21 protein-coding genes are annotated in these 21,908 nt (G+C 67.5%); 2 read left to right on the forward strand and 19 right to left on the reverse strand.

Annotated features, from left to right (window positions below; translation table 11 throughout):
• Positions 1-4: 4 nt before the first annotated feature.
• The gene (locus BLW27_RS04540) at positions 5-1,123 is read right to left on the reverse strand and encodes a PRC-barrel domain-containing protein (RefSeq protein ID WP_089879963.1); all 1,119 of its coding nucleotides are present in this window, start codon (positions 1,121-1,123) and stop codon (positions 5-7) included.
• A gap of 104 nt (positions 1,124-1,227) precedes the next feature.
• The gene (gene tgt, locus BLW27_RS04545) at positions 1,228-2,355 is read right to left on the reverse strand and encodes a tRNA guanosine(34) transglycosylase Tgt (protein WP_089879966.1); all 1,128 of its coding nucleotides are present in this window, start codon (positions 2,353-2,355) and stop codon (positions 1,228-1,230) included.
• A 166-nt stretch (positions 2,356-2,521) separates the two neighbouring features.
• Here tgt and BLW27_RS04550 point away from each other — a divergent pair, with 166 nt between their 5' ends.
• Together BLW27_RS04550 and BLW27_RS04555 are read left to right on the forward strand one after the other, a co-directional pair.
• Positions 2,522-3,469 (forward strand): glycosyltransferase family 2 protein, encoded by a 948-nt coding sequence (locus BLW27_RS04550; protein WP_089879968.1) that lies wholly within the window; start codon positions 2,522-2,524, stop codon positions 3,467-3,469.
• 204 nt (positions 3,470-3,673) lie between these two features.
• On the forward strand, positions 3,674-5,392 hold the full coding sequence (locus tag BLW27_RS04555) for a DEAD/DEAH box helicase (RefSeq protein ID WP_089879971.1): 1,719 nt from the start codon (positions 3,674-3,676) through the stop codon (positions 5,390-5,392).
• An 85-nt stretch (positions 5,393-5,477) separates the two neighbouring features.
• On the opposite strand, the gene BLW27_RS04560 is transcribed toward BLW27_RS04555, so the two are convergent.
• The 17 genes from BLW27_RS04560 to BLW27_RS04640 form a co-directional block, all read right to left on the reverse strand.
• A complete protein-coding gene (locus tag BLW27_RS04560; protein ID WP_281242717.1) occupies positions 5,478-5,903 on the reverse strand; it encodes an OsmC family protein in 426 nt (141 codons plus the stop codon).
• A 133-nt stretch (positions 5,904-6,036) separates the two neighbouring features.
• Complete coding sequence (locus BLW27_RS04565; RefSeq protein WP_245710775.1) at positions 6,037-6,717, reverse strand: HAD-IA family hydrolase; 681 nt, start codon at positions 6,715-6,717, stop codon at positions 6,037-6,039.
• Positions 6,714-8,381 (reverse strand): ribonuclease J, encoded by a 1,668-nt coding sequence (locus BLW27_RS04570; protein WP_089879972.1) that lies wholly within the window; start codon positions 8,379-8,381, stop codon positions 6,714-6,716. Before BLW27_RS04570 ends, BLW27_RS04565 begins: the two co-directional genes overlap by 4 nt.
• Positions 8,378-9,151: a type III pantothenate kinase gene (locus tag BLW27_RS04575; RefSeq protein WP_089879975.1), complete on the reverse strand. Its 774-nt coding sequence runs from the start codon at positions 9,149-9,151 to the stop codon at positions 8,378-8,380. The genes BLW27_RS04570 and BLW27_RS04575 overlap by 4 nt, the downstream gene beginning before the upstream one ends.
• A 13-nt stretch (positions 9,152-9,164) precedes the next feature.
• Positions 9,165-9,905: a biotin--[acetyl-CoA-carboxylase] ligase gene (locus tag BLW27_RS04580; protein ID WP_089880730.1), complete on the reverse strand. Its 741-nt coding sequence runs from the start codon at positions 9,903-9,905 to the stop codon at positions 9,165-9,167.
• 144 nt (positions 9,906-10,049) lie between these two features.
• Complete coding sequence (gene nuoN / locus BLW27_RS04585) at positions 10,050-11,492, reverse strand: NADH-quinone oxidoreductase subunit NuoN (protein ID WP_089879976.1); 1,443 nt, start codon at positions 11,490-11,492, stop codon at positions 10,050-10,052.
• Positions 11,489-13,081, reverse strand: a complete 1,593-nt coding sequence (locus BLW27_RS04590) for an NADH-quinone oxidoreductase subunit M (protein ID WP_089879978.1) — start codon at positions 13,079-13,081, stop codon at positions 11,489-11,491. The genes nuoN and BLW27_RS04590 overlap by 4 nt, the downstream gene beginning before the upstream one ends.
• On the reverse strand, positions 13,081-15,234 hold the full coding sequence (nuoL, locus tag BLW27_RS04595; protein ID WP_089879981.1) for an NADH-quinone oxidoreductase subunit L: 2,154 nt from the start codon (positions 15,232-15,234) through the stop codon (positions 13,081-13,083). The genes BLW27_RS04590 and nuoL overlap by 1 nt, the downstream gene beginning before the upstream one ends.
• A 4-nt stretch (positions 15,235-15,238) precedes the next feature.
• On the reverse strand, positions 15,239-15,544 hold the full coding sequence (nuoK, locus tag BLW27_RS04600; protein WP_089879983.1) for an NADH-quinone oxidoreductase subunit NuoK: 306 nt from the start codon (positions 15,542-15,544) through the stop codon (positions 15,239-15,241).
• A gap of 118 nt (positions 15,545-15,662) precedes the next feature.
• On the reverse strand, positions 15,663-16,265 hold the full coding sequence (locus BLW27_RS04605; RefSeq protein ID WP_089879987.1) for an NADH-quinone oxidoreductase subunit J: 603 nt from the start codon (positions 16,263-16,265) through the stop codon (positions 15,663-15,665).
• Complete coding sequence (locus BLW27_RS04610) at positions 16,262-16,672, reverse strand: carboxymuconolactone decarboxylase family protein (RefSeq protein WP_089879989.1); 411 nt, start codon at positions 16,670-16,672, stop codon at positions 16,262-16,264. The genes BLW27_RS04605 and BLW27_RS04610 overlap by 4 nt, the downstream gene beginning before the upstream one ends.
• Positions 16,669-17,163, reverse strand: a complete 495-nt coding sequence (gene nuoI, locus BLW27_RS04615) for an NADH-quinone oxidoreductase subunit NuoI (RefSeq protein WP_089879993.1) — start codon at positions 17,161-17,163, stop codon at positions 16,669-16,671. The genes BLW27_RS04610 and nuoI overlap by 4 nt, the downstream gene beginning before the upstream one ends.
• Positions 17,164-17,260: 97 nt before the next feature.
• Positions 17,261-18,298: an NADH-quinone oxidoreductase subunit NuoH gene (nuoH, locus tag BLW27_RS04620; RefSeq protein ID WP_089879995.1), complete on the reverse strand. Its 1,038-nt coding sequence runs from the start codon at positions 18,296-18,298 to the stop codon at positions 17,261-17,263.
• A gap of 7 nt (positions 18,299-18,305) precedes the next feature.
• A complete protein-coding gene (locus tag BLW27_RS04625; protein ID WP_425429274.1) occupies positions 18,306-18,701 on the reverse strand; it encodes a hypothetical protein in 396 nt (131 codons plus the stop codon).
• Positions 18,702-18,705: 4 nt separating this feature from the next.
• The gene (gene nuoG, locus BLW27_RS04630) at positions 18,706-20,703 is read right to left on the reverse strand and encodes an NADH-quinone oxidoreductase subunit NuoG (RefSeq protein WP_089880000.1); all 1,998 of its coding nucleotides are present in this window, start codon (positions 20,701-20,703) and stop codon (positions 18,706-18,708) included.
• A gap of 199 nt (positions 20,704-20,902) precedes the next feature.
• Positions 20,903-21,307 (reverse strand): DUF5333 domain-containing protein, encoded by a 405-nt coding sequence (locus BLW27_RS04635; protein WP_089880003.1) that lies wholly within the window; start codon positions 21,305-21,307, stop codon positions 20,903-20,905.
• Between the two features lie 170 nt (positions 21,308-21,477).
• Positions 21,478-21,849: a hypothetical protein gene (locus BLW27_RS04640; RefSeq protein ID WP_089880005.1), complete on the reverse strand. Its 372-nt coding sequence runs from the start codon at positions 21,847-21,849 to the stop codon at positions 21,478-21,480.
• Between the last annotated feature and the right edge of the window lie 59 nt (positions 21,850-21,908).

Below are 21,908 nucleotides of genomic sequence, written 5' to 3' on the forward strand. Positions count from 1 at the left end.
CCGATCAATCGACGGTTACGAATTCGCCCACGGTCTGGTCGGGCTGACCAGGCTGGACTTCGGCCTCGTTGTATTCCGGCATCTGCTCGATCTCTTCTGCCGTCATGTCGTCGAGAACCAGGCGGCCCTCCACGATCGAGACGCGGTCCAGCGGCAGCGCGATGGTGCGCTCGCCCATGCCCAGGAAGCCGCCGACGCCGGTGATCAGCACGATGGTCTCGCCGCGCATGCCGACCTGCTCGACTTCACCGACGCGCTCGTCGTCGGCACTGGTGACCGGCTGCCCTTCGATGTCGGCAATGGCAATATCAGCCCAGGGCGACTCCTGGATGAATGCCACGTAGGCTACGCGATCCTCTTCCGAGGCCATCATGCCCATTTCGTCGGTCTCGTAAACCAGCTCGACCGTCGGCTCGGCCTGGCTGACGTTCACGTCCGCGGCTTCGGCATCCTGAACGGTGACCTGCGGCTCGGCCTGGCTGACCTGCACGTTCGCGTCGCCGGACTGCTGGATGTCAACCTGCGCCTCTTCCTGGTTCACGTCGAGATCGGCACCCTCCGAGCGCTGGATGTCCACGTTGGCGCTGCCGCTATCTTCCATGATCACGCGAGGCTCGGATTCCTGGATGTTGATCTGCGGCTCGGGGCGCACGAAGTTCACGATCGGCTCGGGCATCGCGACGTTCACGTCGGGGTTGTCCTGGTTGACATCGACCGACGGGCGCGGCACGCGGATCGTGATGATCGGCTCGGGGATGCGCACGGTGACCTGGGGCTGCGCCTGCTCGACCGTGATGATCGGCGCCTGCTGCTGCACGCGGACGTTGGGCTCGGGGACCAGCACGTCGATCTGGGGCTGCGGCTGCTCGATGTCGACCTGCGGACGGGCCTGGTCGACATCTACGCTGGGTTCATCGAGGGTCACCGTGACCCGGGGCTGGCCCTGCTCGACCATGACCTGGCCGCCCGCGACGTCAGCTGCCACTTCTGCTTCGCCTTCTTCGCCTTCGATGATGATGACCTCGTCGTTGGTCACGATGTCGTCGCTTTGCGCGAAGGCGGCGGTGCTCAGTGCAAGTGCGGATACCGTCCCGAGAGCGAGACCGAGAGATTTATTGAACATGGAATGTCCTCCGTTAATCCGTCCGGTGCCTAGACGCACCGGTCAGTCGCACAACGGCGGTAGTCATTCTGTGTTCCAGAAAATGTGAACTTTCGTCAGCGGACTCACCGCCTCTCGATGTCACCCTCCGCCCGCTCGGCGAAAAATCGGTTTTCGAACGCGGCGAAGGCGCCGGCCGCGATGGCCTCGCGCATCTCGTTCATTAGCTGCTGGTAGTAATGCAGGTTGTGCCAGGTCAGCAGCATCCCGGCGATCATCTCGCCAGCGCGCTGGACGTGGTGCAGGTACGCACGGCTGTAGTTGCGGCAGGCCGGGCAGGTGCAGTCCTCGTCCAGCGGACGGGGATCGTCGGCGTGGCGCGCGTTTTTCAGATTGACTTGGCCGCGCCGCGTCCAGGCCTGTCCCGTCCGCCCCGAGCGCGAGGGCAGCACGCAATCCATCATGTCGACGCCCCGCTTGACCGCACCCACGATGTCGTCGGGCTTGCCCACGCCCATCAGGTAGCGCGGCCTGTCCTGGGGCAGCTGGTCCGGGGCGAAGTCCAGACAGCCGAACATCGCCTCCTGCCCCTCGCCCACGGCCAGACCTCCGATCGCGTAGCCATCGAAGCCGATCGCGCGCAGGGCCTCGGCCGACTCCTCGCGCAGGTCCTGTTCCAGCCCGCCCTGCTGGATACCGAACAGCATGTGACCCGGACGATCGCCGAAGGCGTCGCGCGACCGCTGCGCCCACCGCATCGAAAGGCGCATGCTATCCTCGATGCGCGCGCGGTCGGCCGGCAGCGCAGGGCATTCGTCGAAGCACATGACGATGTCGCTGCCCAGAAGCCGCTGGTTCTCCATCGACGTCTCGGGCGACAGCACGTGTTTCGAGCCGTCGATGTGGCTCTTGAACGTGACGCCGGCCTCGGTCAGTTTGCGCAGCCCGGCCAGGCTCATGACCTGGAAGCCCCCAGAATCCGTCAGGATCGGCCGGTCCCAGTTCATGAAGCGGTGCAGCCCGCCCAGCCGGTCGATCCGTTCGGCCCCGGGGCGCAGCATCAGGTGGTAGGTGTTGCCCAACAGGATGTCAGCGCCGGTGTCGCGCACGCTTTCGGGCATCATGCCCTTCACGGTGGCCGCCGTGCCCACCGGCATGAAGGCCGGCGTGCGGATCGTGCCGCGCGGCGTGGTGATGGCGCCGGTGCGCGCGCGGCCGTCGCGGGCCAAGACCTGGAAATCCGTCAGTGCCATGTCATCCCTCGCCGGCATCCTTGCGCCTCCCCCTGCCATCCGGCCGCGCTCCGCGCAAGCGCATGCCCGGCGTCACGTCGCCGCTTGTGCGGCCCGCGCCGTGGCGACAAGGTGTGCGCATGAAAGCATACCGTCCCTCGCTGCTTCGCGCCCATGCGGTGGCGCCATGACCCGCTGGGGTCTCGTCGCCACGATCAGGGCGGCGCCCGACGCGATGCTCGATTTCGCGGCCTGGCACCTCGCGCAAGGGGCCGCGCGGCTGATGATCTACCTCGACGACCCCGACGGCCATCCCGCGCCGCCGCCCCTGATCGCGCACCCGGCCATCACCGTGACCGCCTGCGACGACGCCTGGTGGCAGGCGCGCGGCTTCCGCCCGAAGAAGCACCAGGTGCGCCAATGCGCCAACGCCAACCATGCCCTGGCCGCGGCAAGCGACCTCGACTGGCTGGGCCACGTGGACGTGGACGAATTCCTGCTGCCCGTGCCCGACGCGCCGCCGCTGGCCGCGCAACTGGCCGCCCTGCCCCGCGACGCGCTCTGCGCCCGCGTCCGCCCCGTCGAGGCGCTGGCCCCCGCGCCCGGAGCCGACCCGCAGGTCGCCGCGTTCAAGGCGCTGCACCCCGACCGCCCCGCCCGCGACCGCGCGGCGCGCGCCTGCTTTCCGCGCTGGGGCCAACACCTCGCGGGCGGGTTCCTCAGCCACGTCGCGGGCAAGGTCTTCGTCCGCCCCCATGCCGGTGCCTGGGACCTGCGCATCCACAACGCCTTCCTCGGCGAATCCCAGAACCCCGGAGAGGTCAAGCTCGCCAGCACGGAGTTGGGCCACTTCCACGCGTCGTCGTGGCCGCATTTCCGCGACGCACTGACCTTCCGGCTGGACCGCGGCTCCTACCGCGCCGACCTGCGCCCGCCCATGCGCCGCAACGGCGCGCCACGCCTGCACGACCTGCTGGGCGACCTGCGCGACGCCGAGGGCGAAGCCGGCCTGCGCGCCTTCTTCGACGAGGTCTGCACCGCCACGCCCGCCCTCTGCGACAGGCTGGAAGATCACGGCCTGCTGCGCCGCCACCGCATGGACCTGTCAGCCCTTCACGCCCTGCATTTCCCCTGAAACGGTTCCAGGGATGCCGCGCAGGCGCCCGAACCCGCCCGAACGCCGCGGATTCGCGACCAAAGCGGCGCTGTCGATTGACCTTGGCGCGTAAATTTCCTACCTAGCACGCAGGGTCGCGATGCGACGATACGCAGGGCCACCCGGGCCCGACCCGAAGCCAGCCGCGCGGGCCAAATCAGTGTCCGCTCTGAACGGACGCATATGACAAAATTCTCTGACCTCAATCTCAGCCCCAAGGTGCTCAAGGCCGTCGAGGAAGCCGGCTACGAGACGCCGACGCCGATCCAGGCGGGCGCCATTCCCCCCGCGCTCGAAGGCCGCGACGTGCTGGGCATCGCCCAGACCGGCACCGGCAAGACCGCCGGCTTCACTCTGCCGATGATCTCGATGCTGGCTCGCGGCCGCGCCCGCGCGCGGATGCCGCGCAGTCTGGTGCTGTGCCCCACGCGCGAGCTTGCCGCCCAGGTGGCCGAGAACTTCGACACCTATTCCAAGCACGTGAAGCTGACCAAGGCGCTGCTGATCGGCGGCGTGTCCTTCAAGGAACAGGACATCCTGATCGACAAGGGCGTCGACGTGCTGATCGCCACGCCGGGCCGCCTGCTCGACCATTTCGAACGCGGCAAGCTGATCCTCAACGACGTCAAGATCATGGTCGTGGACGAGGCCGACAGGATGCTCGACATGGGGTTCATTCCCGACATCGAGCGTATCTTCAACCTGACGCCGATGACCCGCCAGACGCTGTTCTTCTCGGCCACCATGGCCCCCGAGATCGAGCGCATCACCAACACCTTCCTCAACAGTCCCGCCCGGATCGAGGTCGCGCGCCAGGCCACCGCCTCCGAGACGATCGAACAGGGCGTGGTGGTGCTCAAGCCGTCCCGCAAGGACCGCGAGGCGGGCGAGAAGCGCGCCGTGCTGCGCGCGCTGATCGACGCCGAGGGCGACGCCTGCACCAACGCGATCGTGTTCTGCAACCGCAAGGTCGACGTCGACATTGTCGCGAAAAGCTTGAAGAAGAACGGCTACGACGCGGCTGCGATTCACGGCGACCTCGACCAGTCGCAGCGCACGCGCACCCTCGACGGGTTCCGCAACGGCGAGCTGCGCATCCTGGTGGCGTCGGACGTGGCCGCGCGGGGCCTCGACGTGCCGGCGGTCAGCCACGTGTTCAACTTCGACGTGCCCAGCCACGCCGAGGATTACGTCCACCGCATCGGCCGCACCGGCCGCGCCGGGCGCGCCGGCAAGGCCTTCACCATCAGCACGCCCCGCGACGAAAAGTACCTCGACGCGGTCGAGAAGCTGCTGCAGAAGCCGATCCCGCGCGTCGCCAACCCGCTGGGCCAGGGCGCCGAGCCCGAGGCCGAGGCGGATGCGCCCGAGGCCGAGGCCAAGCCCGCCCGCACGCGCAGCCGCACCCGGCGCAGCCGCTCGGGTGGCGACGCGAAGCCGGCCGAGACGCAGGAAGTCGACGCAGCCGAGGCACCCGCGGTCTCGCAAGAGGCCGGGGCGACGGCTGCCGACGCGCAGCCCGCCGAGGCCATGGAGAACCAGCCGGCCGGAGCGCCCAAGCGCAGCCGCAGACGCACCAGCAAACCCGCCGGCGCCCCCGCCGAGGAAGCTGCTGCCGAGGCGCCCGTGGCCGAGGAGGCCGTTGAGGCTTCGCAAGCGGCCCCCAAGGACGCGACACAGGAAAATCAGCGACCGGAGGCCGGCCAGTCCGAAGGGCGCGACCGCTCCGCACGCGGCGGCCGTTCGGGCCGTGGCAGTGGCGGCGGCCGTGGCCGACGGGAAGGCGCCGACATGCGCGCCGAGGACGTGCCCGTCATGAACAAGGGCGGCAACGTCGTCGGCATGGGCGAGCACATGCCCGAGTTCATCGCGCTGAGCTTCGAGGAACGCCGCGCAGGCTGAGCCGGCCGCCACCGCGCTGAAAGATCAAAAAGAAAGCCGCCCCGGACAGGGGCGGCTTTCGCGTTTCGTGCAGCTGGACGCACGCTCAGGCCAGCTTGGCGTCCATCGTGATTTCGGCGTTCAGCAACTTCGAGATCGGGCAGTTCGCCTTGGCCGTGTCCGCCGCCTTGATGAAGTCCGCCGCCGTGGCGCCCGGCACGCTGGCCGTGACGGTCAGGTGGCTTTTCGTGACCGCAAAGCCGTCGTCCTTCTTGTCGAGCGTGACCACGGCCTTGGTCGAGATGTCGTCGGCGGTGAAGCCGCCCTCGCCGAGGACCATCGACAGCGCCATCGAGAAGCAGCTGGCATGCGCCGCGGCGATCAGCTCTTCGGGGTTGGTGCCGGGCGCGCCCTCGAACCGCTTGGCAAAGCCGTAGTTCTCGGCGTCCAGTACGCCGGATTCGGTGGATACCGTGCCGGTGCCGTCCTTCAGGCCGCCCTTCCAGTTCGCCGATCCGCTCTTGTTGATCATGATCCGGTCCCTTTCCTTCAGATTGTTTCCGGGGACCAACTATTCCGCGCAGGCAGGGTTGCAAGCGCGCGGCGACGCCGGCAGAGCCTGCGACGGAGAGATACCGGACCGGGACAGACCGGGCGGCGGATCTTCAGGCGAAGGTCGCGCGGTAGAGCGCGGCGAGCCTCGCGAAGTCGTCGAAGGCGCGGTCGTGCGGAATGTCCGCCAGCGGCTCGTGCCGGATGCCCTCGGTGAACAGCCAGAAGGGTACGCCGGCGCTGGTCGCGGTCCGGGCATCGATGCCGTTGTCGCCCACGTAAAGGCCAAGCCCGCCCAGCAGATCGAAAGCGCGATGCAGCGGCGCCGGGTCGGGCTTGCGCACCGGCAGCGTGTCGCCCGCCACCACCGCGCCGAAGAGGCCGCGCAGGTCCAGCGCGTCCAGCACCGCATCCAGCGGCCCCGACGGCTTGTTCGTGCACAGCCCCAGCGGAACGCCCGCGTCTCGCAGGTCCTGCAACGCCTCGCGGGCGCCGGGGAACGGCGTCGTGCGATCCGCCGCCGCGCGGTAGAGGTCCAGCAACCGCGCCATCAGCGCCGCGTCGTCGGCCGCGTCCAGCCCGGCGGCCGCGATCAGCCGGTCGAGGAAGACGCGCTCGCCCAGTCCGACGAAGGTGCCGATCCGCGCCTGCGGCAGCGGCGCGTGCCCGCGTTCGGCCAGCAGCGTGTTCGCGGCCCAGGCGATGCCGGGCAGCGAATCCACCAGCGTGCCGTCGAGGTCGAAGACGACCGGGACGGTCGCCCTGCCGCGCCCCGTCACGGCCGCGCCGATCACGCCAGGCGGCTCACGACCACCGTCACCTCGGGCTTCTTGCCGATCTCGTTCATGCAGGTCTGGCGCACCACGCGGCGCAGCCCTTCCTCGAGCTTGGCATCGTCCTTGATCGTCTTGCCGTTCGCCCGGCCCATGAACTGGCTCAGATCCTCTTCCAGCACATCGACCAGCGGCACGCGCGAGCGGCCCTCCTCGGCCAGGCCCATCGGGTCGCACCAGGGATCGCCCAGCGGGCTGTCGTCCTCGTCGATGATGACCGTCACCGTGACGTGGCCGTTCAGCGCCATGCGGATGCGGTCGCGCAAGATGCCGTCCATTGCGCCGACCTGCACCGTACCGTCCAGGTAGGTGCGCCCGGTCTCGACGTATTCGACGATCCGGGGCTGCCTGGTCGACAGTTCGACCATCATGCCGTTGACCGCCAGGACGCCGGTGCGCCCGCGCGCCTGGGTCAGCTTGACGTGTTCGCGCAGGTGGCGGTGCTCGCCGTGCATCGGCACCACGACCTGCGGCTGCACGATGTCCTGCACGGTCTCGAGGTCGGGCCGGTTCGCGTGCCCCGAGACGTGGTACTCGCCATCGTTGTCGTCGACCACGTCCACGCCCTTTTCCGACAGCATGTTCATGATGCGGATCACGCCCTTCTCGTTGCCGGGAATGGTCTTGGACGAGAACAGGAACAGGTCGCCGTCCTTCAGTTCGATCCCGTTGTACTTGCCCCGCGCCAGCTGGGCCGAGGCGGCGCGACGCTCGCCCTGGCTGCCGGTGACGATCAGCATCAGGTTCTCGCGCGGGATGCCGGCGGCGTCCTCCATCGCGACCACCGGCGGAAAGTCCGCCAGCACGCCGGTCTCGACCGCAGCCTCGATCATGCGCCGCATCGCGCGGCCCATCAGGCAGACCGAGCGCCCTGCCCGCGCGCCCGCATCGGCCAGCGTCTTCACACGTGCCACGTTCGACGCGAAGGTGGTCGCCACGACCATGTTGCGCGCTTCCGCCACCAGCCGCTCGACCGACGGGCCGACGGTCGCCTCGGACCGTCCGGGGTGCTTGCTGAACACGTTGGTGGAATCGCAGACCAGCGCGATGACGCCGGGCTTGGACACCTCGGCCCACAGCGCAGGATCCCACGGCTCGCCCACCAGCGGCGTGGTGTCGAGCTTGAAGTCGCCCGAGTGGATCACCCGGCCGGCCGGCGTGTCGATCACCAGCGCGCTGCTCTCGGGGATCGAGTGCGAGATCGGCAGGAACCCGATCGAGAACGGCCCCACCTTGGTCACCTGCGGCCAAGCCGAGCAGGTGGTGACGGTCTTCGCCCCCAGCCCGTATTCCGCCAGCTTTTGCCGCGCAAGGTTGGCGGTGAAGGCGCGCGCGTAGATCCGCACGCCCAGCTGCTCGAACGTATGGCCCACGGCGCCCACGTGATCCTCGTGGGCATGGGTGATGAAGACCGCGTCGATGCGGTCCCGGTTCTCGCGCAGCCAGGTGATGTCGGGCAGGATCAGGTCCACCCCGGGCGTGCCGTCCATGTCCGGAAAGGTCACGCCCAGATCGACGACGATCAGCCGCTCCTCGCCGGGTTTTCCGTAGCCGTAGACGTAGCAGTTCATGCCGATCTCGCCGGCACCCCCGAGGGGAAGATAGATCAGTCGTTCACCGCTCATGCAGTCCTCATGTTGTAATCGTGGATGACGGTAAGCCCGTGCATCGTCAGGTCGTCGTGGAAGTGGTCGAAGAGGTCTTCGCTCTGCTGGAACAAAGGCGCCAGCCCGCCTGTCGCTATGATCTTCATGGGTGTGCCGCGCTCGGCCCTGATGCGTGCGCAGATCTCGCGCACGAGGCCGACATAGCCCCAGAACACGCCCGATTGCATGCAGGCGACGGTGTTGGTGCCCACCACGCGCTGCGGCTTGGAAATATCGACGTGCGGCAGCGCGGCCGCCGCCTGGTGCAGCGCCTCGAGGCTCAGGTTCACCCCCGGCGCGATCACCCCGCCCTCGTAGGCGCCGTCCTTGGCGACCACGTCGAAGGTGGTCGCGGTGCCGAAATCGACCACGATCAGGTCGCCGCCATGCAGGTCGAACCCCGCCACGGTGTTGACCAGCCGGTCGGGGCCCACCTGCGTGCCGGCATCGACGCGCACCGCCACCGGCAGCGCGCAATCGGGCTTGCCCACCACCATCGGCCGCGTGTTGAAATACCGGTCCGCCAGGACGCGCAGGTTGAACACCACCCGCGGCACGGTCGAGCTGACGATCACGTCCGTGATGTCGGCCTCGATCTTCTGCAGCTTCATCAGCGTCGACAGCCAGACATAATACTGGTCCGCCGTGCGCTGATGCTCGGTCGAGGTGCGCCAGGTCGCAAGGAACCGCGTCCCGTCCCAGATCGAGAACACGGTGTTGGTGTTCCCGCAATCGATGGCCAGAAGCATGCCCGCCGCCCCTTCAGAAAAAGATGTCGGCCGCGGCGATGGCGCGGCGACCTTGCGCGGTCTTTAGAACGATCGCGCCGCTCTCGTCCACCGTCTCGAAAATCCCCTCGATCCGGTCCTGCGGCAGCCGCGCGGTCACGACCTCGCCCAGCCGGGCGGCGTGCGACAGCCAAGCGGTGCGCACCGGGGCAAAGCCGTAGGTGACCAGGCGGTCCTCCCAGGCGGCGAAGGCGGTCGCCAGCGCGTCCAGCATCGCCTCGGGCTCGATGCGCAGCCCGGTCTCGGCCAGCAGGCTCACCGGCGGCACCGCCCCCGGCTCGACCGCGTCCGCCCCGGGCGCGGAAATCAGGTTCACGCCCACCCCGATCGCCAGCGACCCGCCGCGCGCCCCCACGGTCTCGAGCAATATGCCCGCCGCCTTGCCGCCGTTCACCAGCACGTCGTTCGGCCATTTCAGCGCGAGCGCCTCGGGCGCATGCGTCAGCGCGGCGAATGCCTCGCGCAGTGCCAGCGCCGTCGTGAAGGACCGCAGCGCCGCCTGCCCCGGCCCGCCCGGCGTCCGCATCACCAGGGTCGCCGCGAAATTGCCGCCCGGATCGCGCCAAGGCCGCCCGCGCCGTCCGCGCGCAGCACTTTGACGCCGTGCCATGATCCATTCCGGCCCGGCGAGCGCGTCGGCGACGCGCGCCGCCTCGGTCATGGTGCTGTCGACCTCGTCCAGCACCCGGCGCCCGTAGCCTGCGGGCCAGCTCATCAGCGGCAAGCCCCATACTTCTTCTGTTCCCAAATGGGATGAATACTCTGAAGGAGCAGAAGGGGCAGAGCCCCTTCACCCCTGTCCGAAAAAAAGCGACGCGCCGAAGGCGCGTCACCGTTTCGCAAGGCCTTGGCGCTCGTTTTAGCGGACAAGCGTCGCCGCCGCCGCCTGTGCCGCGCCCTCGATCCCGAACAGGTTGACCACGCCCACGACCATCACCACGGCCGAGGCCATCAGGAAGCCCCACAGGACCGGCGAACGCCCGCCGTCCAGCCCGTCCTCGCGCTCTTCACCGAAGTACATGTAGTAGACGATCCGCAGATAATAGTAGGCGCCGATGACGCTGGCGATCATGCCGGCGAGCGCCAGCCAGACCAGCCCGCCCTCGTAGGCGGCGCGCAGCACGTAGAGCTTGCCGAAGAAGCCCACCAGCGGCGGCACGCCCGCAAGGCTGAACATCAGCACCAGCACGGCCAGCGCCTTTCCGGGCGCTTGGCGGGCGTACATGTTCAGCGCGCGGATGTCGGTCACCGGCTGGCCGTCGCGCTCCATCGACAGGATGAAGGCGAAGGTGCCGACGTTCATCGCGACGTAGATCGCCATGTAGATCAGCATCGCCTGCACGCCCAGCAGCGTCCCCGCGGCCAGCCCCATCAGCGCGTAGCCCATGTGGGCGATCGACGAATAGGCCATCAGCCGCTTGATGTCGCGCTGGCCGATCGCGGCGATGCTGCCCCAGAACATCGACAGTACCGCGATCAGTGCGATCACCTGCTGCCACTGTCCGACGGCGCCGCCGAAGGCGTCGTGCAGCACCCGCGCCAGCAGCGCCATCGCCGCGACCTTGGGCGCCGTGGCGAAGAAGGCGGTGACCGGCGTCGGCGCGCCCTCGTAGACGTCCGGGGTCCACATGTGGAACGGCACCGCCGAGACCTTGAAGGCCAACCCCGAGATCAGCAGCACCAGCCCGATCAGCAGGCCGAGCGACATTTCGCCCTCCGTCGCGGTGCGCACGATGCCGATGAATGTCGTGGTGCCCGCGTAGCCGTAGATCAGCGACGCGCCGTACAGCAGCAGGCCCGAGCTCAGCGCGCCAAGCACGAAGTACTTCAGCCCCGCCTCGGTGGATTTCGGGCTTTCGCGACGCAAGGAGGCAATCACGTAGAGCGCCAGGGACTGAAGCTCGAGCCCCATGTAGAGCGCCATCAGGTCGCCCGCGCTGACCATGACCATCATGCCCACGACGGCAAGCGCCACCAACAGCGGGTATTCGAAGCGCAGCAGGCCCCGGCGGGCCATGTAGCCCTCGGACATCAGCAGGACGGCGGCGGCGGCGGTCAGGATCGTCACCTTGGCGAAACGGGCGAAGCCGTCATCGACGAACATGCCGCCGAAGCCCAGCCGCAAGCCCGAGCCGGTGGTGCCGATCCACAGCGCCAGCGCCAGGAAGACGGCCGCCGTGGCCCACAGCAGGACCGGCGCCAGCTTGTCCTTGCCGGTGTAGACCGCGACCAGAAGCGCCGCCATCGCGAACAGCGACAGCACGATTTCCGGCAGGATGATGGTAAGGTCGGCCGAGATCATTCGTGCGCTCCTTCTAGCTCGGCGGCGGCGTCGCCCGCGACGGCCTGTGCGACCTGCGTGCCGCGCGTGTCAACCCCGGCCTCGGCCAGCGCGGCGTCGTATGCGCCGACCAGCTGCGCCACGCTCGGCCCGATGCGGTCCAGGATCGGTGCGGGATAGACGCCGAAGAACAGCGTCGCGACGACCAGCGGCGCGAAGATCGCCTTCTCGCGGCGGGTCATGTCGGTGATGGTCTTCAGCGACGCCTTGATCAGGTCGCCCATCACCACCCGCCGGTACAGCCACAGCGCGTAGGCCGCAGACAGGATCACCCCCAGCGCGGCACCGGCCGCGACCCAGGTGTTGACCTGGAAGATGCCCACCAGCGTCAGGAATTCCCCGACGAAGCCCGACGTGCCCGGCAGGCCCACGTTGGCCATGGTGAACAGCATGAACACCAGCGCGTAGGCCGGCATCCGGTTCACGAGGCCGCCATAGGCGTCGATGTCGCGCGTGTGCATCCGGTCGTAGACCACGCCCACGCACAGGAACAACGCGCCCGAGATGAAGCCGTGACTGATCATCTGGAAGATCGCCCCGTCGATGCCCTGCTGGTTTGCCGCGAAGATCCCCATGGTGACGAAGCCCATGTGCGCGACGGACGAATAGGCGATCAGCTTCTTCATGTCCTCTTGCACCAGCGCCACGAGGCTTGTGTAGACGATGGCGATCACCGACAGCGTCCACACCAGCGGCGCCATCACCTCGGAGCCCACCGGGAACATCGGCAGCGAGAAGCGCAGGAAGCCGTAGCCGCCCATCTTCAGCAGGATCGCCGCCAGCACGACCGAGCCCGCCGTCGGCGCCTGCACGTGCGCGTCCGGCAGCCAGGTGTGCACCGGCCACATCGGCATCTTCACCGCGAAGCTCGCGAAGAACGCCAGGAACAGCAGCGTCTGCATCCCGCCCAGGACCTGCACGCCCAGCACCTCGATGCCCACGGACGAGAAGCTGTGGTTCAGCAGCAGCGCGATGTCGGTGGTGCCGGCGTCGGCATACATCGCCACCATCGCCACCAGCATCAGCACCGAGCCGAGGAAGGTGTAGAGGAAGAACTTGAACGATGCGTAGATCCGGTCCTTGCCGCCCCAGATGCCGATGATCAGGAACATCGGGATCAGCGAGGCCTCGAAGAACAGGTAGAACAGCACCAGGTCCAGCGCCATGAACACGCCAAGCATCAGCGTTTCCAGCATCAGGAACGCGATCATGTATTCCTTGACGCGGGTCGTGACCTCCCAGCTGGCGGCGATGACCAGCGGCATGATGAAGGTCGTCAGCAGCACGAAGAGCACGCTGATCCCGTCGACGCCCATCTTGTACTGCAGGCCCAGCAGCCAGTCGGCCTGCTCGACCATCTGGAAGCCCGGATTGCCGGCCTCGAACTGGAACAGGATGAACAGCGACACCACGAACGTCGCGCTGGTCGCGATCAGCGCCAGCCACTTCGCGTTGCGGTCCGCGGCCGCGTCGCCCCCGCGCAGGAACAGCGCCAGGATCAGCGCGGCCAGCGCCGGCAGGAAGGTGACGATGGAAAGCAGGTTGTCCATTAGTTGCCGCCCCCCGAAAGCGTCATCCAGGTGATCAGGATCGCGATGCCGATCACCATCGCGAAGGCATAGGTGAAGATGTAGCCGGACTGCGCCCGCCCCGCGAGGCGCGTGAAGAACGGCACCACGCCCATCGCCAGACCGTTGATCGACCCGTCGATCACGCTGCCGTCGCCGCGGCGCCAGAGCAGCCTGCCGAGCCCCTTGGCCGGCCGCACGAAGACGAAGTCGTAGATCTCGTCGAAATACCACTTGTTGAGCAGGAACAGGTACAGCGGCCGCTGGCTTTCCGCCAGCCGTCCGGGAACCGAGGGCTGAAGGATGTAGAACCACACCGCCACAAGAAAGCCGATCAGCATGGCGACGAAGGGCGACACCTTGACCCAGACCGGGGCGTGGTGCGCGTCGTCCATCACGTGGTTGTCGGGCGCCATGTAGATCGCGCCCTGTCCCGGCGCGGGATAATCGCCCGCGGCATACTCGCCCTCGCCGGCCGGACCGTGCGCGTCGGTGGGTTCGGCCACCGCTTCGCCCGCGCTTTCCAGGTCGCCTTCGGCCAGTTCCTCGATCGCCTCGCCCGGCCCCTCGCCGTGGTCGGCGGCGGCCTCCTCGGCATGGGCCACAGGCACGCCAAAGAACCGGTTCACCGACGCGTGGTCGCCGAAGAAGCTGTTGTACCAGACCATCCCGGCAAAGACCGAGCCCACCGCCAGCACGCCCAGCGGCACCAGCATGACCATCGGGCTTTCATGCGCGTGCTCGTGCGTGTGGCGATCGCCGCGCGGCGTGCCCCAGAAGGTCAGGAACATCAGCCGCCAAGAATAGAAGCTGGTGAACAGCGCCGCGATGACCAGCATCCAGAAGGCATAGCCGCCTGCGGTGCCGGCCCAGGCGCTCTCGATCACCGCGTCCTTGGACAGGAAGCCGGCAAAGCCGATATGCGTCAGCGGGATGCCCACGCCGGTGATCGCCAGCGTGCCGATCAGCATCGCCCAGAACGTGTAGGGCAGCTTCTTGCGCAGCCCGCCGTAGTTCCGCATGTCCTGCTCGTGGTGCATCCCGTGGATCACCGAGCCCGCGCCGAGGAACAGCATCGCCTTGAAGAAGGCGTGCGTGAACAGGTGGAACATCGCCACGGAATAGACGCCCACGCCCGCCGCCACGAACATGTAGCCCAGCTGCGACATCGTCGAATAGGCGATGACGCGCTTGATGTCGGTCTGGACCAGCCCGATCGTCGCGGCGACGAAGGCGGTGGTCGCGCCCAGCACCGTGACGAAGGCCATCGCGTAGGGCGCGAATTCCATCACCGGCGACATGCGGCAGACCAGGAAGACGCCCGCCGTGACCATGGTGGCGGCGTGGATCAGCGCCGAGACCGGCGTCGGGCCCTCCATCGCGTCGGGAAGCCAGGTGTGCAGGAACAGCTGCGCCGACTTACCCATCGCGCCCACGAACAGCAGGAAGGCCACCAGCTCGGCCGCGTTCCACGAGGTCCACAGGAAGGTCAGCTGCGTCTCGGCCAGTTCGGGTGCCGCGGCGAAGATCACGTCGAAGTTCACCGAATCCGTCAGGTAGAACAGAGCGAAGATCCCCAGCGCGAAGCCGAAGTCGCCCACCCGGTTGACCACGAACGCCTTGATGGCGGCGGCGTTGGCCGACGGCTTGCGGTAGTAGAACCCGATCAGCAGGTAGGACGCGACGCCCACACCTTCCCAGCCGAAGAACATCTGCACCAGGTTGTCCGAGGTCACCAGCGCCAGCATCGCGAAGGTGAAGAACGACAGGTAGGCGAAGAAGCGCGCGCGATAGCTTTCCTCGCCTTCGCGGAAGTTCTCGTCATGCGCCATGTAGCCGAAGGAATAAAGGTGCACGAGCGCCGACACCGTCGTCACCACGATCAGCATGATGCTGGTCAGCCGGTCCAGCCGGATCGACCAGTCGACCGACAGCGTGCCGCTCTCGATGAAGCGCAGGATGTTGATCGTCTCGGTCTCGGGTCCGTGGGTCAGGAACACGATCCACGACAGCGCGCAGGCCAGGAACAGCAGGCCGGTGGTTACCCACTGCGCGCCCTTGATCGAGATGACGCGCCAGCCGAAGCCCGCGATCAGCGCGCCCAGAAGCGGCGCGAACAGGATGATCGTCGCCATGCGCTCAGCCCTTCATCACGTTGATGTCTTCCACGGCGATCGTGCCGCGGTTGCGGAAGAAGCTGACCAGGATCGCAAGCCCGATCGCCGCCTCGGCCGCCGCCACCGTCAGCACGAACAGGGTGAAAACCTGCCCCACCAGGTCGCCCAGATGCGCCGAGAACGCCACAAGGTTAATGTTCACCGCCAGCAGGATCAGTTCGATGCTCATCAGCAGGATGATGACGTTCTTGCGGTTGAGGAAAATTCCGAAGATGCCGATGACGAACAGCACCGCCGCCACCGTCAGGTAATGTTCCAGTCCGATCATCGCTCGTCCCTCCGGGTTTTCCCCGTATGGTTATCAATTCATGAACGGGCCTCTGTAACCCGTTGATTTGTCTAGGCCGGATGCGTGTCCCACCGTGGGACACCCCTCCGGCGCCCGTTTACAGCCCCTGGCCGGGCTTCACGTCCCGCAGCTCCATCGCCTTCTTCGGGTCGCGATACATCTGCGCCAGCACGTCCTGCCGCTTGACGTCGCTCCGGTGGCGCAGGGTGAGCACGATGGCACCGATCATCGCCACCAGCAGGATCAGGCCCGCCAGCTGGAACAGCAGGAAGTACTGGTCGTAGAGGATCATCCCCAGCGCCTGCGTGTTGTGGATGCCCGGCACCATCGGCTGAGCGATCTGCCCCGCGGCCAGTTCCGATTCCGTCCAGGCGCCGAAGGCCAGTGCCAGCTGCATCAGGATCACCAGCCCGATCAGCAGCGCCAACGGCATGGTGCGCGCCATCTGGGCCCTGAGCGCCGAGAAGTCGATGTCCAGCATCATCACCACGAACAGGAACAGCACCGCGACCGCGCCCACGTAGACGATGATCAGCAGCATGGCGACGAACTCGGCCCCCAGCAGCACGAACAGCCCCGCCGCGGACAGGAACGCCAGGATCAGCCACAGCACCGAGTGCACCGGGTTGCGCGCGATCACGGTGAACAGCCCGCCCGCGATCACACCCAGCGCGAAGAGGTAGAAGGCGAATGCCATCATGTCTCGTCATCCTTCTTTCCGTCGGCCATCACCTCGCGCGCCATCTCCATGGCGCGGGTCATGGCGGGAATCCCGGCGAACATCGACATCTGCGCGATGGTCTCGGCGATCTCTTCCTCGGTCGCGCCGGCCTCGAGCGCGTGGCGCACGGTCATCCTCAGCGGCGTATCGGCCTGAGCACCCTGCATCGTCAACCCCGCAAGCGTCAGAAGCAGGCGTGTCTTGGCGTCCAGCCCGTTCTTGCCCAGCCCCTTGCCGAACCACATCTCCATGGCGTCCTTCGGCATGGTCGGCCAAAGGCTCTCGAAGCCCTTGGGATCGAAGGACGACAGCGCGGGATTGAAGGCCTTCGCCATCTCCTGCGCCTGCTCCATCATCAGCTCGAACGGGGTTTTCTGGCTGCTCATCGGTACGGCGCGTCCATCTCGAGGTTGCGGGCCAGCTCGGCCTCCCAGCGCTCGCCGTTCTCCAGCAGCTTGGCCTTGTCGTAGTAAAGCTCCTCGCGGGTCTCGGTCGAGAATTCGAAATTGGGGCCCTCGACGATCGCGTCGACCGGGCAGGCCTCCTGGCAGAAACCGCAATAGATGCACTTGGTCATGTCGATGTCGTAGCGCGTGGTGCGGCGGGAGCCGTCCTCGCGCGGCTCGGCATCGATGGTGATCGCCTGCGCCGGGCAGATCGCCTCGCACAGCTTGCACGCGATGCAGCGTTCCTCGCCGTTCGGATAACGGCGCAGCGCGTGTTCGCCGCGAAAGCGCGGCGACAGCGGGCCCTTCTCGTGCGGGTAGTTCAGCGTCGCCTTGGGGCCGAAGAAGTACTTGAAGCCCAGCCCGAGGCCCTTGAAGAAGTCCGTCAGCAGGAAATATCCCGCGGCGCGTCCGTAATCGATGGTCGCCATCTTGGTCTCCTGACGCGGGGGCGAGCCCCGCCATGCTTATGCGGCGGGCGCGTCCGCCCGCCTGAAGGATCGCCCGGCCCGCGCGGCCGGTATCGGCTCAGCCGGCCAGCGGCCAGCGGGCGTAGATGCCCCAGAACCAGTCGAATTTCGCCGCGAAGGCCACGAAGACCACCCAGACCAGGCTGAACGGCAGGAACACCTTCCAGCCCAGCCGCATCAGCTGGTCGTAGCGGTAGCGCGGGGTGATCGCCTTCACCATGGCGAACAGGAAGAAGAAGAACGCCATCTTCGCCACCATCCACAGCGCGCCGTCCGGCAGGCCCGGGATCGGCGACAGCCAGCCGCCGAAGAACAGCAGCGTGGTCAGCGCGCACATCAGGAAGATCGCGATGTACTCGCCCGCCATGAACAGCAGGAACGGCGTCGAGGAGTATTCGACCTGGTAGCCCGCCACCAGTTCGGATTCCGCCTCGGGAAGGTCGAAGGGCGGCCGGTTCGTCTCGGCCAGCGCCGAGATGAAGAACAGGAACACCATCGGCAGGTGCGGCAGCCAGTACCAGCCGAAGAAATGCGCCGACGTGTCCTGCGCGTAGACGATCGAGCCGAAGTTCATGCTGCCGGTCGAGATGATCACGCCGATGATGATCAGGCCGATGCTGACCTCGTACGAGATCATCTGAGCGGCGGAACGCAGCGAGCCGAGGAACGGGTATTTCGAGTTCGACGCCCAGCCGCCCATGATCACGCCGTAGACCTCGAGCGACGAGATCGCGAACACGTACAGGATGGCGACGTTGATGTTCGACAGAACCCAGGTCTCGTCGAAGGGGATCACCGCCCAGGCCAGCACCGCCAGCACGAAGGACATCATCGGCGCCAGAAGGAAGACCGTCCGGTCGGCGCCGGCGGGTATGACCACCTCCTTGGTCACGTATTTCAGCGCGTCGGCGACCGATTGCAGTATCCCGAAGACGCCCACGACGTTGGGGCCCCGGCGCATCTGCACCGCGGCCCAGACCTTGCGGTCGCCATAGACCAGGAACAGCAGGCTGATCATCACGAAGCCCAGCACGGCCAGGCATTGTGCGATGATGATCACCAGCGTGCCCACCGGCGTGATCAGGAACTCTCCCATCGGGACCTCATACCATCGGTATCGCGTTTTCGGTGCAGGCGCTGGAGACCACTTCCGCGTCGATGGTCTTCAGCCCGCGGGGCAGCGCCGGCGAGATGGTGTAAATCGCATCCGCCCGCCAGAGGCCACCCTCTTCGTCCACATTCGTGCGCAAATGCCGCGTAAAGCCGTAGCCCCGGATCAGCGTGTATTGCGCGGCGGCGCACTCGGCATAGTCCTCGACGTCGCGCGGCCCGCGGGCGCCGCGCATCTCGACGTGGAAGTTGACCAGGTCGCCATCCAGCAGCCGGGTCTTCACGCCCATGTACTCGGCCTCGAGCGGAGCGGCATAGACGTCCTGCGCGGGCGCGCAGGACGTGGCAGCCAGCACCGCCGCCAGCACCGGGATGAACCGCGACGGCACGGGCCTACTCCGCCGCCAGGGGCGCCTCGGCGCGCGCTTTCGCGCGGCGCGACAGATCGGCCATCAGCTCGGACGCGCGCGCGATCGGGTTCGTCAGGTAAAAGTCGCTCATCGCGTAGCGGAACGTCGCGTCGCCGAGGGCGCCCTGCTCCAGCGGCTGCCAGTCGTTTTCTGGGACCGTGTCGATCTCGGCCAGGTGCGGAACCGCCTCGACCAACTTCTGGCGCAGTTGCGCCAGGCTGTCCCAAGGCTGAGTCGCGCCGAGTTCGGCCGACAGGGCGCGCAGGATGGCCCAGTTCTCCTTGGCCTCTCCGGGGGCGAAGCCGGCGCGCAGCGCCAGCTGCGGGCGACCCTCGGTGTTGACGAACAGGCCCTGTTCCTCGGTGTAGGCGGCGGCGGGCAGGATCACGTCGGCACGGTGCGCGCCGCGGTCGCCGTGGCTGCCTTGGTAGATGACGAAAGGTCCACCGTCCGCGTTGCGGGCAGTCTCGACCTCGTCGGCGCCAAGGTTGAACAGCACGTCGGATTGGCCGATTGCCTCCATTCCGCCGTCGTTCACGGCGCCCACGTCCATCGCCCCGACCCGGGCGGCGGCGTTGTGCAGCACCAGCATCCGGCCGCTCAGGGCCATGGCCTTGGCCAGCACGGCGGCACCATCGGCCTCGCGCAGGGCACCCATGCCGACGACGACGATCGTCCCTTCGGGCGCATCGATCCCGTCGAGCGCCGAGCGCCCCTCGCCCAGTTCGACCACGTCATAGGTCAGGTCGCTGGCCGGCCCCACGCGCTGCACCGTCGCGCCGTTGATCCAGGCCTTGCGGATGCGCGCGTTCAGCACCGGCGCCTCGATCACCGGGTCGGTGCCGATCAGGATGATGTCGCGCGCCGTGTCCAGTTCCTCGATCGCGACGTTGCCGACATAGCCGCTGCGGTTGCCGGCGGGCAGCCTGGCGTTGTCGGTGCGGGATTCGACGATGCCGCCCTGCCCCTCGATCAGCTGTTTCAGCGCAAAGGCCGCCTCGACCGGGGCGAGGTCGCCGACGATGCCGGCCAGGGACTTCGCGCCTTTCATCGCCTCGGCCGTGCGCGCCAGCGCCTCGGGCCAGGTGGCCGGGCGCAGCTTGCCGTCCTCGCGGATGTAGGGCCGGTCCAGCCGCTGTCGACGCAGTCCGTCCCAGACGAAGCGCGTCTTGTCCGAGATCCATTCCTCGTTCACGCCGTCATGGTTACGCGGCAGGATGCGCATGACCTCGCGCCCTTTCGTGTCCACCCGGATCGAACTGCCGAGCGCATCCATCACGTCGATCGTCTCGGTCTTGCCCAGTTCCCACGGGCGCGCGGTGAAGGCGTAGGGCTTGCTGACCAGCGCGCCCACCGGGCACAGGTCGATGATGTTGCCCTGCAGGTTGGAATTCAGCGTCTCGCCGAGGTACGAGGTGATCTCGGCATCCTCGCCGCGGCCGGTCTGGCCCATCTGGTTGATGCCCGCCACCTCGGTGGTGAAGCGCACGCAGCGGGTGCAGGAAATGCACCGCGTCATGTGAGTCTCGACCAGCGGGCCGAGGTCCAGGTCCTCGGTCGCGCGCTTGGGCTCGCGGTAGCGGCTGAAGTCGACGCCGTAGGCCATCGCCTGGTCCTGCAGGTCGCATTCGCCGCCCTGGTCGCAGATCGGGCAATCCAGCGGGTGGTTGATGAGCAGGAACTCCATCACCCCCTCGCGGGCCTTCTTGACCATGGGCGAGTTGGTGCGCACGCGCGGCGGCTGGCCATCGGGTCCGGGGCGCAAGTCCTTGACCTGCATCGCGCAGGACGCGGCGGGCTTGGGCGGGCCGCCCACGACCTCGACCAGGCACATGCGGCAATTGCCGGCGATCGACAGACGCTCGTGGTAGCAGAACCGGGGAATCTCGATTCCCGCCTCCTCGCACGCCTGGATCAGCGTCATGGCCGAGGGGACCTCGATTTCGGTGTCGTCGATGATGATCGTGCGCGTGTCGGACATGGCCGAGCCCTTCGTTTCCCATGGCTGGCAAGGCCCGCCGGCATCGGGCGGGCCGCGATTGCCCCTCCCTTTAGCGCGCCCCGCGCAGCGTTGAAAGGCGTGATCGGCCCGGAACGGCAGGAAAAATCGACGCGTGGCAGGCACAACGCTGCGTCAGCATGCGATGCCTGTCCCGACGGTCTAACTAGAACACGGCCAATCAGTGCAGCAGGCGGCCGATGGCGCTGTTGCTGTCGATCTGGCGCTGGCCGAAACGGCACAGTTGCTCCGTGTCCGTGCCGTCGACGCCCTGCGCAGCAAGCCATGCCAGCGCCTTGCGCTTCATCCGCGCCTTTTCTTCCTTCGAGGTGACGTAGTCGTCGATCTCCTGATCGGAATAGCCCAGCGACTGCGCCTGCGACTTGAGGTTGTTGATCGTGATGTAGGCGCGCACCATGCGCGCGCCGATCCCGTCGCAGCGCTTGCGGATGTCGTCGGCGACGGCAATCACCATCAGCGCGTCGTCGATCTGCGGCACCTGACTGAGCGGCGGCTTGGACTGCGCCTGCACGGGTGCGGCCAGTGCCGCGGCGACCAGAAGTGGGAGGGTGAGTCGCTTGAACATGGGGCGGGCCTTTCGTCGGATTGGGGGTCTGCGGTGTCGGCTCGCGATGACAGATAGTCACTTTGACAGGCAATAACACCTACCGGCAAAGCCCGTTTCCGGCGAACCCTTGCCCGGTTTCCCGCAGTTCCGGCGGGGCTTCGCCCGTGGCAGGCCCCTTGCCCATGCCTTCAGTCGCGGCAGCGTCCCGCGAAACGCAGCGCACCGCCCTCGATCACCAGCGCGGCCGGATCCGTGTCGGGGCCGACGGTCCAGTCGATGTCGGAGGTGCCGAAAAAGTGGATGCAATGCTTCTTGCCGGCGTGATCGCCCGCAAGGATCGGGCCGCGAAGCGACTGCACGGCGCCCGGCACGCTGACGACGAAGGACTGCTTGTCGCGCCGTTCGACCGCGCGGGCGGTCGCGTTGAACCGCTGCCCCTCGAACAGGATCTCGGAACTGCCGGAGCCCGGCCAGCCCAAGCCGAACCGGCCGCAGCCCGCCAGCGCGAGCCCCATGCCCAGAACGAGGACGACGCGCGCAGCTTTCGTCTTCCGACCCATTCCGACCCGATCCATCACGCCCCCGTTTGCTGGCTGCCGGGCCTGCGCCCGAGCGCGCG

It is taken from the genome of Citreimonas salinaria, assembly GCF_900107235.1.
Classification (GTDB): Bacteria; Pseudomonadota; Alphaproteobacteria; order Rhodobacterales; family Rhodobacteraceae; genus Citreimonas; species Citreimonas salinaria.

What these genes read in the sequence shown, in the direction of transcription:
- BLW27_RS04610 (WP_089879989.1), bottom strand. Translation starts at nt 16,672, where the DNA reads ATGAGCAGCCAGAAAACCCCGTTCGAGCTGATGATGGAGCAGGCGCAG.
- BLW27_RS04540 (WP_089879963.1), bottom strand. Translation starts at nt 1,123, where the DNA reads ATGTTCAATAAATCTCTCGGTCTCGCTCTCGGGACGGTATCCGCACTT.
- BLW27_RS04555 (WP_089879971.1), top strand. Translation starts at nt 3,674, where the DNA reads ATGACAAAATTCTCTGACCTCAATCTCAGCCCCAAGGTGCTCAAGGCC.
- BLW27_RS04590 (WP_089879978.1), bottom strand. Translation starts at nt 13,081, where the DNA reads ATGGACAACCTGCTTTCCATCGTCACCTTCCTGCCGGCGCTGGCCGCG.
- BLW27_RS04570 (WP_089879972.1), bottom strand. Translation starts at nt 8,381, where the DNA reads ATGAGCGGTGAACGACTGATCTATCTTCCCCTCGGGGGTGCCGGCGAG.
- BLW27_RS04635 (WP_089880003.1), bottom strand. Translation starts at nt 21,307, where the DNA reads ATGTTCAAGCGACTCACCCTCCCACTTCTGGTCGCCGCGGCACTGGCC.
- BLW27_RS04580 (WP_089880730.1), bottom strand. Translation starts at nt 9,905, where the DNA reads ATGAGCTGGCCCGCAGGCTACGGGCGCCGGGTGCTGGACGAGGTCGAC.
- BLW27_RS04560 (WP_281242717.1), bottom strand. Translation starts at nt 5,903, where the DNA reads ATGATCAACAAGAGCGGATCGGCGAACTGGAAGGGCGGCCTGAAGGAC.
- nuoK (WP_089879983.1), bottom strand. Translation starts at nt 15,544, where the DNA reads ATGATCGGACTGGAACATTACCTGACGGTGGCGGCGGTGCTGTTCGTC.
- BLW27_RS04605 (WP_089879987.1), bottom strand. Translation starts at nt 16,265, where the DNA reads ATGATGGCATTCGCCTTCTACCTCTTCGCGCTGGGTGTGATCGCGGGC.
- nuoN (WP_089879976.1), bottom strand. Translation starts at nt 11,492, where the DNA reads ATGATCTCGGCCGACCTTACCATCATCCTGCCGGAAATCGTGCTGTCG.
- BLW27_RS04550 (WP_089879968.1), top strand. Translation starts at nt 2,522, where the DNA reads ATGACCCGCTGGGGTCTCGTCGCCACGATCAGGGCGGCGCCCGACGCG.
- tgt (WP_089879966.1), bottom strand. Translation starts at nt 2,355, where the DNA reads ATGGCACTGACGGATTTCCAGGTCTTGGCCCGCGACGGCCGCGCGCGC.
- BLW27_RS04575 (WP_089879975.1), bottom strand. Translation starts at nt 9,151, where the DNA reads ATGCTTCTGGCCATCGATTGCGGGAACACCAACACCGTGTTCTCGATC.
- nuoG (WP_089880000.1), bottom strand. Translation starts at nt 20,703, where the DNA reads ATGTCCGACACGCGCACGATCATCATCGACGACACCGAAATCGAGGTC.
- nuoL (WP_089879981.1), bottom strand. Translation starts at nt 15,234, where the DNA reads ATGGCGACGATCATCCTGTTCGCGCCGCTTCTGGGCGCGCTGATCGCG.
- nuoH (WP_089879995.1), bottom strand. Translation starts at nt 18,298, where the DNA reads ATGGGAGAGTTCCTGATCACGCCGGTGGGCACGCTGGTGATCATCATC.
- BLW27_RS04640 (WP_089880005.1), bottom strand. Translation starts at nt 21,849, where the DNA reads ATGGGTCGGAAGACGAAAGCTGCGCGCGTCGTCCTCGTTCTGGGCATG.
- nuoI (WP_089879993.1), bottom strand. Translation starts at nt 17,163, where the DNA reads ATGGCGACCATCGATTACGGACGCGCCGCGGGATATTTCCTGCTGACG.